This is a genomic window from Nocardia sp. NPDC019323 (genome assembly GCF_044389845.1).
In the GTDB taxonomy this organism is placed as follows: Bacteria; Actinomycetota; Actinomycetes; order Mycobacteriales; family Mycobacteriaceae; genus Nocardia; species Nocardia implantans.
In genome coordinates, this window is the sequence record NZ_JBIRYN010000005.1 from 494,415 (window position 1) to 511,177 (window position 16,763).

The window sequence follows — 16,763 nt, forward strand, 5'->3', positions numbered from 1 at the left end:
CGTTGTCAACTATTGCGAGCATCGCTCTGGAATCGGGGCGGACAACTACTGGCAACGCCGAATACCGGAGCGATCCGCCGATTCCGGCCGACTTGCGAACCGTTACTTACCCGGGAGTAGTGTTAGCCGAGTCACTGGCGACACGATCGAGGAGTTCCACATGGACCAGCGGACGACGGATTTCGACGTGCTGATCGTCGGTTCGGGGTTCGGCGGCAGCGTCACCGCGCTTCGGCTGGTGGAGAAGGGGTACAAGGTCGGCGTACTGGAGGCGGGCAGACGCTTCGCCGACGACGAACTGCCCAAGACCAGCTGGGAGCTGAAGAAGTTCCTCTGGGCGCCCGCGCTCGGCTGCTACGGAATCCAGCGCATCCACCCGCTGCGCAACGTCCTCATCCTCGGCGGCGCCGGCGTCGGCGGCGGTTCGCTGAATTACGCGAACACCTTGTACGTGCCGCCGGAGCCGTTCTTCCGCGACCCGCAATGGCGTGACATCACCGACTGGCGCGACGAGCTCACCCCGTACTACGAGCGGGCGCAGCAAATGCTCGGCGTGGTGCGCAATCCGCACATGACGCCCGCCGACGAGGTCTTCAAGGCCGTCGCCGACGACATGGGCGTCGGTGACACCTTCGTGCAGACACCCGTCGGCGTGTTCTTCGGCGAACCGGGTAAGACCGTGCCGGACCCGTACTTCGGCGGCGTCGGCCCGGACCGCACCGGGTGCGTGGAATGCGGGGACTGCATGGTGGGCTGCAAGTACGGCGCGAAGAACACTCTCGTGAAGAACTACCTCTACCTGGCCGAGCAGGCCGGCGCCGAGGTCATCCCGATGACGACGGTCACCGAGCTGCGTCCGCACCCGGACGGCACCTGGGATGTGTCCACCGCGCGTACCGGCGCCTGGATTCGCAAGCAACCGCGCACGTTCACCGCCGCGCACGTCGTGCTCGCCGCGGGCACGCGCGGCACCCAGAAGCTGTTGTTCGCCATGCGGGACAAGGGCGTGCTGCCGGATCTGTCCGACCGGCTCGGCGTGCTCACACGCACCAACTCGGAGTCGATCGTCGGCGCCGCGACCAAGACGGTGCGCCCCGGCACCGACTTCACCAAGGGCGTCGCGATCACCTCGTCCATCCATCCCACCCCCGACACGCATATCGAGCCGGTCCGCTACGGCAAGGGCTCCAACTCCATGGGCCTGCTCCAGACGCTCATGGTGGACGGCGGCGGCCGGATCCCGCGTTGGCTGCGCTTCCTCGGCTTGGTGCTGCGCCACCCGATGAACCTGCTCAGCTTCCTGAGCACGAAGAACTGGAGCGAGCGGACCATCATCTCGCTGGTCATGCAGCACCTGGACAATTCGATCACCACCTACACCAAACGCGGACTGTTCGGCCGTAAGCTGACCAGCAAACAGGGCCACGGCGAACCCAATCCGACCTGGATCCCCGTGGGCAACGACGTCACCAGGCGGGTCGCGGAGAAGATCGGCGGCATCGCCGGCGGTAGCTGGGGCGAGATCTTCAACATCCCGCTGACCGCCCACTTCCTCGGCGGCGCGGTGATCGGGGCCGACGCCGAGCACGGCGTGATCGACGCCTACCACCGCGTGTACGGCTACCCCACGCTCAGCGTCGTCGACGGCGCGGCGGTCTCGGCGAACCTGGGCGTCAATCCCTCCTTGACGATCACCGCGCAGGCCGAGCGGGCGGCGGCGTACTGGCCGAACAAGGGCGAGGTGGACACCCGCCCGCCGGTGGGCACGGGATACCGGCGCATCGCTCCCATCGCACCGGTGCATCCGGCGGTGCCCGCGAGCTCACCCGCCGCGCTCGTGCTTCCGATCGTGGAGATCCGCGAGACGCCCGCCGCAGGATGATTCCGCCCGCCGGGTCCGGTCAGCCGCAATTCGACGGCGGCCGGGCCCGCCGCGGCGGCGAAAATCAGAACCGACCCCCACAGCAATCTCGACTCAACTAGCCTTTGTCTGGTCTTTTGTCGCTGCAACGGCCAGGAGGCGACCCGTGAGCACACTGCGGCGCGCGTTGCTCGGTCCCACGGCGATGGTGACGGCCGCCGTCCTCGCGCTGACCGGATGCGGCGGCGACCGAGCCGACACCACGCAAACGGGGGCACCGTCCCCTTCCGCGGCGCTGCCCAACCAGATCGCCGGGGTGCCGATACCGGACGGCCGGATCGATGATGCCGTGAACGAGCTGGACCGGCTCGCCGAAGACCTGTTCGCCTCCTCCGGCGTTCCCGGTATGGCGATCGCCGTGGTGCACGGCGGGAAGGTGGTGTACAGCAAGGGATTCGGGGTCCGCAATGTCGTGACCAAGGAGCGGGTCGACCCGGATACGGTTTTCCAACTGGCGTCGCTGTCGAAGCCGGTCGGGGCGACGGTGGTCGCCCGCCGGATCGCCGCCGGGGGCGTCGAATGGGACACTCCGGTCCACCGGCTGCTGCCGTCCTTCGCCTTGGCCGATCCCTACGTCACCGAGCACGTCACGATCGGCGACCTGTACGCGCACCGATCGGGTCTGCCCGATCATGCGGGCGACCTTCTGGAGGACCTCGGCTACGACCGCGACCAGATTCTGGACCGGCTGCGGCTGCTGCCATTGGGTCCCTTCCGGAATTCGTACGAATACACCAATTTCGGACTGACCGCTGCTGCCGTCGCCGTGGCCGCCGCCGCGGGCACCCAGTGGGAGACGTTGTCCCAGCAGACGATCTACGGCCCACTCGGCATGAAATCGACCAGTTCTCGCTACGCCGACTTCGCCTCCCGCGCGAACCGGGCGGAGGGGCACGTGCTGATCGACGGGAAATACGAGCCTGCGAACCCGCAGCGCCAACCGGACGCCCAATCCCCGGCGGGAGGGGTCAGCTCCTCGGTGTCCGACATGGCCGCATGGATGACGATGGTGCTGGCCGACGGTTCCGCAGGTGGCTCGGTCCTGGTGCCCCCGGAGGATCTCCTGCCCGCCATCTCCCCCCAAGCCGTGTCCGCGCCACCGAAAACGCCGGACGCGCGAGCCGGGTTCTACGGATTCGGTTTCAATGTGAGCGATTCCGCCTCCGGCCGCGTCGTGCTCGGTCACTCGGGGGCGTTCGGCCTCGGCGCGGCCACCGCGTTCACCCTGATCCCGTCCGCCGACGTCGGCATCGTCACGCTCACCAACGCGGCGCCGATCGGGGTGCCGGAGACACTGAACGCGGAGTTCGCCGATCTGGTCCAGTTCGGGAAGGTTCAGCAGGACTGGCGCGCTCTCTACCGCGAGGCGTTCCAGCCGCTGGGCGCACCGGCGGGGGCGCTGGCGGGCAAACAGCCGCCCGCCAAGCCCGCTCCCGCCCGGTCATCGGCGTCGTATGCGGGCACCTACGACAACGCCTACTACGGGCCCGCGACGATCAGCGCCACCGATCAATCGCTGACGCTCACCCTGGGTCCGAACAACATGACCTTCCCCTTGACGCACTGGGACGGCGACACTTTCGCCTTCACACCGCCCGGCGAGAACGCCAATCGCGGATCGCTCTCCCAGGCCACCTTCGACGGTGACCGGCTCACCCTCGAGTACTACGACACCGAACACCTCGGCGTGTTCACGCGACGCTGACCGTCGCGGCACGCCGACCGCGATCCGGGGCCGCCGAGCACGGCACCGCCGCCGATCGGGGATATCGCCCGTCCATTTCCCAGGGGTTTGCCGACCGCGGTTGCGGGAAGTCGCTGAATGCAGGAGAGGAGGCAGTGATGACCGAACCGAACGAGACATACGACCCGCCGCAGGACACCGGCGCGCCCGACTCGGTCGAAACCGATCCGGCGGCTCTCAACAGCGCCGAGGATCTGGACGAGGACCGGCTGCGTTCCGACCCGCTCGAGGCCGGAATGGACCCACCGGAGCACTGGAGCGGCGTCACGAAGTACGGCGTGACGCAGTGGGAGCAAGCTCATCCCCGATCGATCGGAGACCGGCTCGCCGAGGAAGAGCCCGACACCGATCCCGGTCGTGACCCGGAGCCGGAGGCCGCCGGAAGCGAGGACGACCGGCGGCTCCAGGACATCACCGACGACAGCGAGCAAGTGCCCGCCGCACACCGCTACGAGGAGGAGATCGGCGTAGCGGCCGACATCGCGGGCGGCTCGGTGGGCGAGGACATCCGTCGCCCGGCGCCACCCGACTGACGGGCGCGGCCGATCGGTGGACGCTGCCGCGGCCCGGCCCGCCATCGGAGACGATCGCGCGATCGCTTCCGTGTGGCGGGCCGAGTCGCGTCCAGGTCCCCGGCTGCGGTTGTCACTCCTCCGGAAGCCACACCAGGCAGAACGTGTGCCCCACCGGGTCGGCGTAAACGCGGAATGCTCCATCGGTTCGGCCCTGCACGAGAGTCGCGCCCAACGCGAGCGCCGCAGGCTCCGCTTGCTCGATGTCGTCCACCAGGACGTCGAAATGTACCTGCTGCGATCCCTCGGGATCGGGGAACCGCGGCGGCTGGTAGTCGGGCGCCGTTTGGAATGCGATGCGCCGGCCCGAAGTCTCTACGAGAACCACCCAATCGTCGTCATCGTCCTCGAGCAGGTCTCCGCCGAGCAGCTCTTGGTAGAACCTGGCGAGTTTGCGCGGTTCGGGACAATCCAGCACCACGCTGCGCAACTGCCCGACCCCGTTGTTCGATGCCATACTCCGACCTCCTGACCTATGCCATTCGTCGTTGCCTACCCGCGCCGCTCGGCGGCAAACGCCGCACGGCGCCCAGCGTCGCGCACGGATTCGGTGGAGACAGGCCGGAGCGAACGCAACGGCCCGCCCGGCGCATCGCGATACGCCGGACGGGCCGCTTCCCCGTTCGCCGTGCGACGCCGCCACGTCACACAGCCCGTTCATGGTAAGCGCCGATGCCCGGCATATCCGGCAGCCACGCCGGATCATCCGATGTCCGATCGCTGACGTCGCACCGGTCACCGTCCGTGCGCGAAGGTCATTCGCCGTGCGAGGCCCGCCACAGCGTGTGTTCCCGGCTGATCGCTTCCTCGGCGTCGGATACCGCATCGGCCCAGTCGGCTTCGGTGTCGTGCTGTTCCAAGACTTCGGCCACGATGCTCAGTTCGTTCGAGGCGACGGCATAGGCGGCAGCGCCGGTGCTGTGCTGGCGAGCCGACGACCATGCGGCCAACCCCGCGACCGCGGACGCGAAAATGCCTGCCAGATCGAAGCTCACCGCGTTGAACGCCTTCACCAGCGCTCCGGCGACACCCGCTACCTCGAAAACCAGTGCCAGCGTGCCGAACAGCTGCGACCTGCGCTGATGGTATCCGGATTTGCTCGCGTACCACCGCTGTTGCTCCCGGATGCGGTCGTCCAGATAGACGCGTCGCCGTTCGTCGAACGGAGCGCAGCGCAGCTGCCGCATCCGAGCGGTGATGGCCGGGGCAGTGGTCGGCCGCAGCGCGAGCGCCGAGATGTCCTGACGCAGCAGCATGAGTCGCTCGATCAGCATCCGATCGGCGTCGGCGGCGGACAACGTGCCTGCGAACGGCGCGCCCTGCACCGCGTACTTCCAGGTCAACGTTTTCACCGACTCGGCGAGCGCGCGACCTTCGTACCAGGACTTGCCCGGACGGCCGCGCAGGACGCCCACATCCACCGCGAGGATGCCCACGAAGGCCATCGCGGTGAGAATGGCCGCGATATCGGTCCGCGACGAGCCGACACGGAAGGTGAATGCCGCACACGCCGCCGCCACCACAGCCAGCAAGAGCCGGGTTCCGTAGGCGCGAAGAAAGAACTTCTGGCCGTACAGCGATGCGGTGTCCGCGGACTGGAACAGCCCCGGGTAGTCGTCAGCGTGCTGCACGGGACGCGGGACGCGTTCGAACCGACATGGCCGAAGTGTACCGGGTTCGGGGGTAGCACCGAATCTATTTGCACCGCACCCGAATCCGGTTGTGCCACGACGCGGTTTCCCGGGCCCGAACGCGGGCGTACAACTCCCCCCATGCCGCTGACCATCGTCGACGAACCATCCCGTCCCCGCAGACGAATATCCACATCGGCGTGGCGCATCCGCCGCGTCGGTGATATCGCCGTGCACATCAGCCGCTTTCACCGCCGAGCATCGGTATGGACCCGAACCGGTCGGGTCACACCCGTTCCACTTGCGCTGTGGCCCGGCGGCTCACGCCTACCCGAGGTGAACCGGCGCCGACTTGGGGAAGACGACCGGCAAGGCCATCAGCGCCCGGTGAAACGGTCCCGGTCGCCACTGCAGTTCGCTCTTCGGCTGGCCCAGTTGGATTTCCGGCAGGGCGTCGAACAGCTGATCGATGGCGTTCTGCACCGTCATGTAGGCGACGGATTTGGCCGGGCAGGCGTGCGGACCCGCACTCCACGCCAGATGGGACCGATTGCCGATACGGCTGCCACCGGGCTCGTCGGTACCGCGGATCTGGGGGTCGTTGTTGCACCCGGCGAGACTGATGACCACCGGCTGGTCGGCGGGCAGCCAGACACCGTCGACCATGATCGGCTGCCGCGGGTACGTCGTGCAGAAGTTCGCCATCGGCGGGTCGTTGAACAACACCTCGTCGAGCGCGTCGGTGGTGGACAGATTCCGTCCGAGGACGTCGCCGAAGCGGAACCGGTCGTCGGTGATCATCAGCAGGACCGCGTTCGTCAGCAGATTGCGCTGCGCCTCGAAACCGGCGCCGTAGAAGCTCATCAGCTGGGCGAAGATCTCGATATCGTCGAGTTCGGTGGAGTGGTGCGCCAGCCGTGAGGTGACGTCGTCGCCGGGCTGTTTGCGCTTGAGCCGGATCAGCTGCATCAGCGCGTCCTTGAGCATCTTCATGCCCTCGGGGCCCCGCACGGTGTCGAAGCGCGCGGCCATGCCGGTCGCCACCCGCTCCCCGATTTCGGCCGGGCAGCCGACCATCTGGTTGAGCACTTCCAGGACGAGCGGAAACGCGTACTGGGTGACCAGATCGGCGGATCCGGTCGCGCAGAAGGTGTTGATCAGCGGAACGGCGATCTGCTCCACCGTGGCGGGCACGTCGAACAGATCGATCCCGTCGATGGCGTCGACGGAAGCATGCCGGTAGCGATCATGGGCCAGTCCGGTGTTGTAGCGGGCGGCCGGATACCACTCCATCATCGGCCGCACGGGCGAGTCCTCGGGAATGGTCTTCTGCCAGGTGCGCGGATCAGCTGGGAAATGGTCGGGATCGCTGAGGATCCGCACCGCGGTCTGATAGCCGATCACCAGCGTGGCGGGCACGCCGGGCGCCAGTTCGATCGGAACCAGCGTGCCGTGTTCGCGGCGCATCTCGCGATACGCGCGGTGCGGGTCGGCGACGAACTCCTTCGTATACATCGGGACACGTGGGGCGTCCGCTTCCGTCACGGGGCCGTGCTGGACGGGGCACGCTCCGGCTCCAGTGGTGTGCGGCGCGGCCATCGGGGACTGTGGTGTGGTCAAGAACGTGACTCCAGGTTATGGAACAGCAATTCGACGAACGTGATCTGTGAGCGGGTACACGTGCCTTCCAAGACCTGTTGTCCAGAGCTCGGCGACCCGCTTACGCTAGCAACATAGCAACGCTCCGATCCCGCCGCTGACGTAGGCGGCGCCGATGGGCGCGAGAACCACATTCGGACAAGACAATTCACCGGCCATCAGCCCGCAAGCACACCGTACGCGCTGGTCGGCAGCGCACGATCCGGTGCTCGCGCATCGGCGCCGGATCGTGCTGCGCGCGTGCGGACCGCTGGCGTCGCCCCACCGTCACGCTCCGTCGGCTATCGCCCGGCAGATCACTGTCCGGGTTCCGCGCCGCCGGTCAGCGCGACCGTGGTGGCTACCGCCTGCCGAGCGGCGTCGACGGTGCATCGGCCGAGTCCGCAGGCGGTGGCGACACCGTAAGCCGAGCGCCCGGCGGCTTGTTCGAAGAGAGCGAGCGCACGAGCGCTGTCCTCGCCGGAGTCCGGAGAGACGACACCGGCGATCACTTTCCACTCGGGATCGAGCTTGCGCAACGGCGCGTAGAACCGCGGCTCCAGCGGCGCGGGCTCGGCGCCGTAGGCGCATGGGATATGCACCGGGGGTAACGGTGTGCCCTGTCGGCGCAGTAGCCGTGCGGTGCGGCCGAGCAGCTTGACCGCCGGAGCGAGAGTGCGCGGGGTGAGCAGGCTCTTGTGCTGATAGTCGCCGTAGCACAGGTGCACGATCGCTTCCGCGCCGATCTCGTGCATCCGCCCGAGGAAACCGGCGAGCTGCCGTGCGATCAACGGCGCGAGCGCCCACTGCGAACGCAGTTGCTCGGCCTTGACCATGCTCAGCAGCGCGATCGGCGACTCCACCTGCCAGACGACACGGTCGCCGTGCCGTTCGACGACCTCGGTCATCTCCCCCACCACCGCTTCGGTGAACACGGGAAGCTGCCGAAGCGCGCCGACCACGAGCCCGGAGCGCCGGACGGCAGGCCAGACGGGGAGCCCACCGGAGACCGCGGCGCCCGCGAAGACGAACATCGCCAGATCCAGCGGACTGGGCTGGCTGATCTGCACTTTCGTTCCGGCGAGCGCCGGCCGGTCGGCGCGCAGCGACTCGAACGTCTCCACGACCCGGCCGATCCGCTCGACCCGGTCCATCGACACATGCCGCGGCTCCAGTGTGCAACCGGATCTGAGCCCGTAGCTGGGGAAATCACCGTAGTCGGCGTAGTCGCCGGGGCGGACGATCTCGAAGACGTCGGCGTGCTGTTTGCGCGTACGCAGATAGTCGAGAATCCAGTCCGGATCGAGATCGCAGGGCACGGCGGTCACCGGCCGCCCCTCGCTGTGGTCGGCAAACCATTGCATGACGGCACGATCACCCGTCATCAGCTCGGCAGGCAGGCTGCCGACATAATGCGCGTATCTGGTCATCTGTGGCTCTTCTGTTGTCTGGACGCGCGATCCGCGACCCAGGATCTTCCCGTTACGCCGATCGGTAGCTGTGCAAGCGTACCTGGATGCGCTCCGATCCCGCATCTCCTGATGTTCTCACGCTATCGACGCGCGGAGGGGCGTTTCCGGATGCATTCCGCCGTCGTGGTGGGCCATCCAGGTATTCGCGCCTTCGATCTACCTCGGTATCAAATCCTCTGTGAGCCAGAGCAATAGGTCGAACGATGCGTCCGGGGGCGGGTCTGCTGCCGAAGTCGCGGCCGATGAGCACCACCGTCACGAGATTCCCCGCATCAGCGCACGTTCTGGCGACACAGGATGCTTGCCGGCAGTTCCCCGCGGCCGGTGACCCGGCGCGACCCCGGAGTCGTGGACACCCCGCACACGGCACACCCCCGTTCCGGGTGCGTGCGGCGGGACATTCCCAAATTTCGCCACAGGCAGGCGGTTTCGCGGTCTACTATCGGTGTGGTCCGAACCGGTCTGTCGGATCGGACGATCTCACGGCGCCTGATTCGCAACGGCGCCGCATCGTGTCACCGCTTTGCCGTGCATCACTGATCAGATCCGAACAGTCGCAGACTCTCGACGGCGTGATCGTTGATCGTCTCGGTATCCATCTCGGGGGTGAGGGCCACGCATGATCATCGAAATGCCTGTCCGCAGCGGTTCCGGCGCGCCGGATAGCCGAAAGCTGCCGAACGTCTCGCGGGATCTGGTCACGCCCGGTCGGCACTGACAGCTACCCAGCTCCAAGACGCTCCCGCAACCACGCCGTCGCGCCATCGCCGCGGCCGCGCGCTTCGGAGTGCGCGGAAATCGCGCACCACTCCAGTGCGACCGGCCCTGCGACGCCACGGTCGCGAGAACCACTCAGACAGAACGGAGTCCCGCATGGCCTTCGAGTTTCTGGTGCCTGCTCTCACCGCGCTCGTCGCGGTGGTCGTCTTCGTCGCCGGTGATCGCCTACATCCGAAGGCATGGCGGCACACCGACGACGACACCGTCGGCGCGCTGGTGCTCAACTTGATCAACACGATCTTCATGGCGGTGGTGGCATTCATCGTGGTCATCGCCTGGCAGCAGTACGACAACGCGCGCAATCACACCATCGCGGAAGCCAAGGCGCTCATCGATACCTATTGGGCCGCGCACGGGATGCCCGAACCCGACCACGCCCGCGTCCAAGGTCTGGTGCACGACTACACCCAGCAGGTTCTCACCGACGAATGGACCGTCATGGCCGACGACGGTTGTCTCAGTCAATCCACCCAGGACACCCTCGACACCCTCCGCGACGCGGTGGCCGCGGTGAATCCGGTCGATCCCGAGGTCGACGCCCTCCGGACCAGTGCGCTGACCAGCCTGGACGCGGTGGCGCAGGCACGCGCCGATCGCGCGCTCGACGCGGGCTACCGGGTACCCGCCTTCCTCTACCTGGCCATGTGGATCTGCACGGTGCTGCTGCTGTTCAGCGTGGTCCTCTCCGGCGTCCAGGTCACCAAGCGCACCGTCGTGACCACCGCGCTGCTCGGCGCCATCGTCGGCGTGGTGATCCGGGCGATCTACAACCTCGACGAGCCGTTCTCCGGCGGGAACGTGGTCCCGAAGGAGGCTTTCGAACTCGCGCTGTCGCGGTACCAGCACACGACATGAACTTCCGGCCGGTTTCGACTATGACGAGGCGACTGCACATGCGACCCAACCGAGACGCATCTCGAACACCCGGATTGGCAAAGGGGTTGGCCACTGCGATGTTGCCCCTGACCGTGGCGGCATTCGTGGCTCACCCGTCGGAAGCATCCGCCCAGGCGCCGCCGTGGCCGCCCTTCGGTGACCTCGCCACCGGGAGTTCGGGCACTGCTACCGGTTTCGACCCGGTGGGCGCCTTCCCTGGGGGCGGTTCCAGCCTCGGGCCCGCCGTGCCCTCCGGCAGCGCCGCCGAGGCCGTGTCGACCGGCAGCGCCGCCGAGGGTGAAACTTTCGGCGGGTCCTCGAGCCTCGGTCCGATCAGGCTACCCTCCGGCAGCGCCGGTCTCTCCCCGAGCGGTAGCACCGGAACCGGTGGTGCTCGCGGTCTTCTCGCCACCGGCGATGCGGCATCCGGCGACGTGACCCACCCGGTGGAGACGACGCCCCGCCAGGACACCGCGACGGAACATCCGGCCGCGGCGCCGGGAGTCGACGCGGGCAGCGCCCAGCTGGCATGTACCGGCAGCGCCGTGACGGGAAGCGCGTTGCTGCTGCTCGGACTGGTGACCGGCAGCGGCTTCGGCTCGCTGGTGCCGGGTCTGATCGGCCCGGGGTCCAGCGGATCCGGTCTGGGCAGCGCCGCCGTCGGCAGCGCCGCTACCGGCAGCGCGGTGCTGACCTGCCTGCTGCTGCTTCCCACCACCCCGCCCGAGCCCATGAGCCCGCTGCAGCTCGGCCCGCCCGCCCCGGTTCTCCCCATCGTCCCGGCACCTGCCGCCGTCCCCGTACCGGTCCCGCCGCGAGCCGACCGCCCCCTCCCCGAGTCGCCCCCTCCGCCGCAGAACCGGCAACGGGGAAGGGACATACAAGCCGTCGAACCGGCCCACGACCCGGACGCCTGGAGTCTCATGAAGCTGATGACGGTATTGGTGGTCACCGTCATCACCGTGGTCGGGATCCGTCTGTCGCCCGGCTCCAAGCGACCACGCTAGATCTCGATCGACGCCGGTCGGCTCGATCGACCGGGCAGCCTACGTGGTGCTGTCGGGCTTCCTGACCAGCAGCGGGAGGTCCTGAGACGAAAAGGGCGGTGCGGATGCGGCTTACGCCGACACCCGCACCACCGCTGCCTTCGGAGCCCCGATGGGCACTACCTCAGCGCGGCGCCATCCGGATGGCGCCGTCCAGGCGGATGGTCTCGCCGTTGAGCATCGGGTTCTCCACGATGTGGCGCGCGAGCGCGGCGTACTCGGCGGGATCGCCCAGGCGCGACGGGTGCGGCACCTGCGCGCCCAGGGAGGCGATGGCCTCATCCGGCAGCGTGGCGAACAGCGGCGTGTGGAACAGTCCCGGCGCGATGGTCACGACCCGGATCTTGATCGCCGCGAGGTCGCGCGCCACCGGCAGGGTCAGGCCGACGATTCCGCCCTTGGACGCCGAGTACGCGGCTTGTCCGATCTGGCCGTCGAAGGCCGCCACCGACGCGGTGTTGATGATGACACCACGCTCCTCGCCCACCGGATCGGTCTTCGCGATCCGCTCGGCGGCCAGCCGGATCACGTTGAAGGTGCCGATCAGGTTGACGTTCACGACCTTGGTGAAGTCCGCCAGCGGGAACGCCCCGTTCTTGCCGACGGTCTTGATCGCGTTGCCGATACCCGCGCAGTTCACCGCGATCCGCAGGTCGCCCAGCTCCTGCGCGGCGTCGAGCGCCGCCGTGACCTGCTCCTCGTTCGTGACGTCCGCCGCGGCGAAGACCACGCCGTCGCCGAGTTCTTTGGCCACGGCCTCGCCGGAGGACGACGGCAGGTCGATGATCACGACCTTCGCTCCCTTGCCGTGCAGTTCCCGCACGGTCGCCAAGCCGAGTCCCGACGCACCACCGGTCACCGCAGCGACCGCGTTGCTGATCTCCATCCCACTCCTCTTCTCCGGGTTGTCCAACGACGACGCGAAACGCCGGCCGATCGGTCCGCGCCGCCACCCCGGTGCGGGGCGCCAGGTGCCGTGACCGATCGGGACACGGCGACAGGCTAACCGCCCAGGGAGCATTAAGTAAACAGTCATTCTCGTTCGATTCGATCCGAGGGTGCGACGATGTCCCGCGAACCCCCTGCAAGAGCGCTCATGTCGGCGTGATGGCACAGTGTTCGTTATGGCCGATATTCGCCTGGACGTCTCCGACGCCATCGCCACCGTCACCCTCGACCGCCCGCGGCAGCTCAACGCGTTCACCACCGCGATGGGCGCAGAGCTGATCGAAGCCTTCGACACCTGCGACCGCGACGATTCCATCCGCGCGGTGATCATCACGGGCGCTGGTCGCGCCTTCTGCGCCGGCGCGGACCTGTCGGCGGGGGCGGAGACCTTCGCCGCGGGCGACAACGACGCCGCGGAGTCCTTCCGCGACAGCGGCGGCGAGCTGGTCCTGCGCATGTACGAATCCCGCAAGCCCATCATCGCCGCCGTCAACGGCCCCGCCGTCGGCGTCGGCATCACCATGACGCTCGCGGCGGACTTCCGCATCGCCGTCGACAACGCCCGTATCGGGTTCGTCTTCAATCGGCGCGGCATCGTGCCCGAGTCCTGTTCCAGTTGGTTCCTGCCCCGCTTGGTGCCGATGCAGACCGCACTGGATTGGGTGTACTCGGGCCGACTCGTCGAGGCGGCCGAAGCGCTCGAGGCGGGACTGTTCTCCGCGCTGTATCCGGCGGACACCCTGCTCGACGAGGCGCATGCGCTCGCGCGCCGCGTCACCGAGCATTCCGCGCCGGTCTCGGTGGCCCTGTCCCGGCAGATGCTGTGGCGCAACTTGGGAGCCGATCATCCGATGATCGCGCACCGCATCGAATCCCGCGGCATCTACCACCGGGGCGCGAGCGCCGATGCCAGGGAAGGGGTCACCGCCTTCCTGGAGAAGCGGCCCGCGCGCTTCCCCGACAGCGTCGACCGCGACCTCCCGGACATCTTCGGCGACGATCTCGCGGTGCCGCCGTTCCGGCCGTGAATTCTCGGCGAGACAGTAGATTCGGCGGACGAGGGGCCGTTCAATACCGGTGGTCGATCCACGCCACGACACGCAGGGGGAACGACCCCATCCCGTGCACCGGTGCAGGTAGCGCGACCAGCCTGGCGCCTGTGCCGGGAAGCGCGTCCAGGTTGGTCATCTGCTCGATGATCGGGATTCCCGCTCCCAGCAGCGTGTGATGGCACGGACGCGTCGGCAACGACGTGTCGTCGACGTCGAGCGAGTCGATTCCCACCAGCGCGACGTTGGCGGCGACCAGCGCCTCGGCGACCTCACCGACCAGGAACGGATGTGCGGGGTCCCGGTACTCGGCCGAACCCCACCTGGCCGACCACCCGGTGTGCACCAGCACCGCCTTGCCCCACAGCAGCGCCGGATCGCCGAGCACGTCCGGACCCACCGCGCGCAGTCCCGACGCGCGGATCACCACGATCGGCACATCGAGCAACCGTTCCAACGGCAGCTCGGCGATGTCCGCGCCCTCCGCGTGGAAAAGGCGAGGCGCGTCGATGTAGGTCCCGGTGTGGCCGACCATGTCCACCCGTGCGATGTCGAATGTCATGTCGATCAGCGGTGATCTGTCCGGCGCCACTTCGGTGGTGATGCGCGGGGCAGGCTGGCCCGGACAGGTGAGCATGCCGTCCGAGACCGGATGCGACAACTCCACGATCGCTCGGCTCATACCCCGGACGCTACCGGCCGATCCCGTGCTCGTATACGGAGTCGCCGCGTGCTCGCACCCTGGCAGAACCACGAGCCGCAGGCTCGAATCGGCCCGTGCGCTTCGCCGCGCGGAAGTGCAGAATGGATACCGGAAGGTCGTCATGCGAGCGTTACAGGGCCTGCTCGGCGTCGTGCTGGGGATCCTCACCGCCGTGCTCGGCACGGTACTGGGGCTGGTGGCGGCCGTGCTGTGGCTCGTCGGCGCGGTGCTGTGCGTGACGGTCGTTCTCCTTCCCCTCGGCCTCCCGGTCGTGAAACTCGCCCGCCGCCTGCTCACCCTCTCCCGGCGGCTCATGCGTCTGCCCTGATCGGGCGTCGCCGCGCGCCGGCGGGTATGGCCGAACCGCGGGCGACGGTCGCCGCGTCACGCACGAGGCCGACGACCGCCAACCGTCCGGCTCCAGCGGGAACCCGACTCGCTCCCGGCAGCACGGAACGGATGTGCTCGAGTCCAGACCGGATAGCCTTCGATCGTTTTCGTGAATCTCAACCCATCCGATCCGCCGAATTGATAGCCTTATCGCGGTTGAACTATCAACGGCTCAGCACTCCGCGCACGGAGCGATAGACGACCTCTCTTCGGGCGACGGGTTGGATTGTTGCGCGAGGAGTGGGACGTGTCCGAGCATGCGGCGTCCGCCGAGTGGCCCTCCGGCGGGGAACAGGGCGCGGTTCCGCTCGCGGTCGCGCTGGCGAGCCGGACCGCTTCGAGCGCAAGGACTTTCGGTCGCACGGTGCGACTCGGCGCACGCTCCACCGCCATGCTCGCCATCGATCTGGTGCTGCGCCGGTTCCCGGTGCGGGAGGCGCTGGTGCAGGCGTGGTTCTTCGCCTCGGTGTCCCTGCTGCCCGCGATACTGATCTCGCTGCCGATGGGCGTGGTGATCGCCGTCCAGGTCGGCAGCATCACCGAGAACGTCGGCGCCGGTTCGATGGCGGGCGCGGTCGGCGGCATGGGGGTGATGCAGCAGATCGCGCCGATGGCGGCGGCCCTGCTCGTCGGCGGCGCGGGCGCGTCGGCGATCGCCTCCGATCTGGGAGCGCGCACGATCCGCGAAGAGATCGATGCGCTGCGCACCATGGGCATCGACCCGCACCGCAGGCTCGTCGCGCCCCGTCTGCTGGCGATGACCGTGGTGGCGCCGATGCTGGCGGTGCTGGTCATCCTGATGAGCATCCTGGCCAGTTTTCTCGTCGCCTCGGTCGGCCAAGGCGTCGCGCCGGGTTCGTACTGGCTGTCGTTCGGCAGCTTCGCCACCGTCACCGATCTGGTGATCTGCATCGGCAAAGCAGCGGTTTTCGGCTATCTGGTCGCGGTGATCGCCTGCCAGCGCGGGCTGGAGGCGCGGGGCGGGCCGAAAGGCGTGGCCGATTGCGTCAACGCTGCGGTCGTGCTCGGACTGCTGGCCTGCTTGATCGTCAATCTCGTCATCACCCAGGTGGTGCTGTTGTTCGTGCCGTTGGGATTCCTGTGATGGCCCTGCGAAGCGGGCCGCGAACCGCGCGGCCGTCGGAGTACCGGCCCCGTGGCCTGCGCTGGACACGACACCTGACTCGGTTGTGGGAGCCGCTGGACGAGTTGGGGTTTCAGCTGCGCTTCGCGACCGCGGCGTGTCTTGGCGCCGGTTACGCGCTACGCCGCTACCGCAAGCAGGTGGTCGCGGTCTTCACCGACCTGGCCTGGGGCGGAGGACGATCGGTCATCGTCGGCGGCGGGGTGGTGCCCGTGCTGGTCATCATGGGCGTGGTGGCCGGGGCGATGATCGGCATCGTCGGCTTCACCGCGCTGGACATGCTGGGTATGGGCCCGTTGGCGGGCGCGATGTCGGCGCTGGCGAACCCGAGGGAACTGGCCCCGCTCATCGCCGCTGTCGGCTTCGCCGCGCAGGCGGGATGCCGGATGACCGCCGAGATCGGCGCCATGCGGATCTCCGAGGAGATCGATGCGCTCGAAGCGCAGGCGATCGACCCCATCCCGTACGTGGTGTCCACGCGGTTGGTCGCCGCTGTGATCACCGTGATACCCACCTATCTGATCGCGCTCGCGCTCGGATTCCTGACGACCCGGCTCACCGTGACCGCGGTGCACGGCCAGGCGTCGGGCGCCTTCGCGCACTACTTCCACATGTTCGTCGCGCCCACCGACTTGGTCTACTCGCTGATCAAAGTGGTGGTCTTCGTGCTCGTGATCACCGGCGTGCACGCCTACCAGGGCTTCTACGCCACCGGCGGCCCCGAAGGGGTTGGCATCGCCTCGGGCCGGGCGATCCGGGCGAGCCTGGTGCTCATCGCATCGACCGACATGGTGCTGACGATCGCCATGTGGGGCTTCGACACCGACATCAGTTTCGCGGGGTGAGCAA

Annotated in this window: 15 protein-coding genes; 9 read left to right on the forward strand and 6 right to left on the reverse strand. The window is 68.1% G+C overall.

All coding sequences use genetic code 11. The annotated features are described in order from the left end of the window. Positions 1–160 precede the first annotated feature (160 nt). The 3 genes from ACH49X_RS21640 (at position 161) to ACH49X_RS21650 (ending at position 4,198) form a co-directional block, all read left to right on the forward strand. The gene (locus tag ACH49X_RS21640; RefSeq protein ID WP_357104887.1) at positions 161–1,882 is read left to right on the forward strand and encodes a GMC family oxidoreductase; all 1,722 of its coding nucleotides are present in this window, start codon (positions 161–163) and stop codon (positions 1,880–1,882) included. Between the two features lie 184 nt (positions 1,883–2,066). Beyond that, positions 2,067–3,626, forward strand: coding sequence for a serine hydrolase (locus ACH49X_RS21645; RefSeq protein WP_357105481.1), 1,560 nt, complete (start codon positions 2,067–2,069; stop codon positions 3,624–3,626). A 137-nt stretch (positions 3,627–3,763) separates the two neighbouring features. Beyond that, positions 3,764–4,198, forward strand: coding sequence for a hypothetical protein (locus ACH49X_RS21650; RefSeq protein WP_357104885.1), 435 nt, complete (start codon positions 3,764–3,766; stop codon positions 4,196–4,198). A gap of 112 nt (positions 4,199–4,310) precedes the next feature. Here the strand turns inward: ACH49X_RS21650 and ACH49X_RS21655 are convergent, their stop codons facing one another. The 4 genes from ACH49X_RS21655 to ACH49X_RS21670 all read right to left on the reverse strand — a co-directional run bounded on the left by ACH49X_RS21655 (position 4,311) and on the right by ACH49X_RS21670 (position 8,936). After that, the gene (locus ACH49X_RS21655; protein WP_357104883.1) at positions 4,311–4,694 is read right to left on the reverse strand and encodes a VOC family protein; all 384 of its coding nucleotides are present in this window, start codon (positions 4,692–4,694) and stop codon (positions 4,311–4,313) included. A 298-nt stretch (positions 4,695–4,992) separates the two neighbouring features. Then, entirely contained in the window at positions 4,993–5,868 is an 876-nt protein-coding gene (locus ACH49X_RS21660; RefSeq protein ID WP_357206174.1) for a DUF4231 domain-containing protein, read from the reverse strand. 327 nt (positions 5,869–6,195) lie between these two features. Next, positions 6,196–7,467, reverse strand: a complete 1,272-nt coding sequence (locus ACH49X_RS21665) for a cytochrome P450 (RefSeq protein ID WP_195081412.1) — start codon at positions 7,465–7,467, stop codon at positions 6,196–6,198. A gap of 356 nt (positions 7,468–7,823) precedes the next feature. Further along, positions 7,824–8,936: a hypothetical protein gene (locus ACH49X_RS21670; RefSeq protein WP_195081134.1), complete on the reverse strand. Its 1,113-nt coding sequence runs from the start codon at positions 8,934–8,936 to the stop codon at positions 7,824–7,826. 915 nt (positions 8,937–9,851) lie between these two features. Here ACH49X_RS21670 and ACH49X_RS21675 point away from each other — a divergent pair. Continuing rightward, complete coding sequence (locus ACH49X_RS21675) at positions 9,852–10,613, forward strand: DUF4239 domain-containing protein (RefSeq protein WP_195081133.1); 762 nt, start codon at positions 9,852–9,854, stop codon at positions 10,611–10,613. 98 nt (positions 10,614–10,711) lie between these two features. Next, positions 10,712–11,641, forward strand: coding sequence for a hypothetical protein (locus ACH49X_RS21680; protein ID WP_357206176.1), 930 nt, complete (start codon positions 10,712–10,714; stop codon positions 11,639–11,641). Between the two features lie 163 nt (positions 11,642–11,804). On the opposite strand, the gene ACH49X_RS21685 is transcribed toward ACH49X_RS21680, so the two are convergent. Then, positions 11,805–12,566 carry a 3-hydroxyacyl-CoA dehydrogenase gene (locus ACH49X_RS21685; protein ID WP_195081131.1) on the reverse strand — a complete coding sequence of 254 codons (762 nt, stop codon included), beginning with the start codon at positions 12,564–12,566 and terminating at the stop codon, positions 11,805–11,807. A 238-nt stretch (positions 12,567–12,804) separates the two neighbouring features. On the opposite strand from ACH49X_RS21685, the gene ACH49X_RS21690 reads away from it, so the two are divergent. Then, positions 12,805–13,656, forward strand: coding sequence for a crotonase/enoyl-CoA hydratase family protein (locus ACH49X_RS21690; protein ID WP_195081130.1), 852 nt, complete (start codon positions 12,805–12,807; stop codon positions 13,654–13,656). Between the two features lie 40 nt (positions 13,657–13,696). On the opposite strand, the gene ACH49X_RS21695 is transcribed toward ACH49X_RS21690, so the two are convergent. After that, positions 13,697–14,359, reverse strand: coding sequence for a cyclase family protein (locus tag ACH49X_RS21695; protein WP_357206178.1), 663 nt, complete (start codon positions 14,357–14,359; stop codon positions 13,697–13,699). A 142-nt stretch (positions 14,360–14,501) separates the two neighbouring features. Here ACH49X_RS21695 and ACH49X_RS21700 point away from each other — a divergent pair, with 142 nt between their 5' ends. The 3 genes from ACH49X_RS21700 to ACH49X_RS21710 all read left to right on the forward strand — a co-directional run bounded on the left by ACH49X_RS21700 (position 14,502) and on the right by ACH49X_RS21710 (position 16,759). After that, positions 14,502–14,708 carry a hypothetical protein gene (locus ACH49X_RS21700; RefSeq protein ID WP_195081128.1) on the forward strand — a complete coding sequence of 69 codons (207 nt, stop codon included), beginning with the start codon at positions 14,502–14,504 and terminating at the stop codon, positions 14,706–14,708. 453 nt (positions 14,709–15,161) lie between these two features. After that, positions 15,162–15,875: an ABC transporter permease gene (locus ACH49X_RS21705; protein ID WP_195081411.1), complete on the forward strand. Its 714-nt coding sequence runs from the start codon at positions 15,162–15,164 to the stop codon at positions 15,873–15,875. Continuing rightward, positions 15,875–16,759 (forward strand): ABC transporter permease, encoded by an 885-nt coding sequence (locus ACH49X_RS21710; RefSeq protein ID WP_357206180.1) that lies wholly within the window; start codon positions 15,875–15,877, stop codon positions 16,757–16,759. Before ACH49X_RS21705 ends, ACH49X_RS21710 begins: the two co-directional genes overlap by 1 nt. The last annotated feature ends 4 nt before the right edge of the window (positions 16,760–16,763 follow it).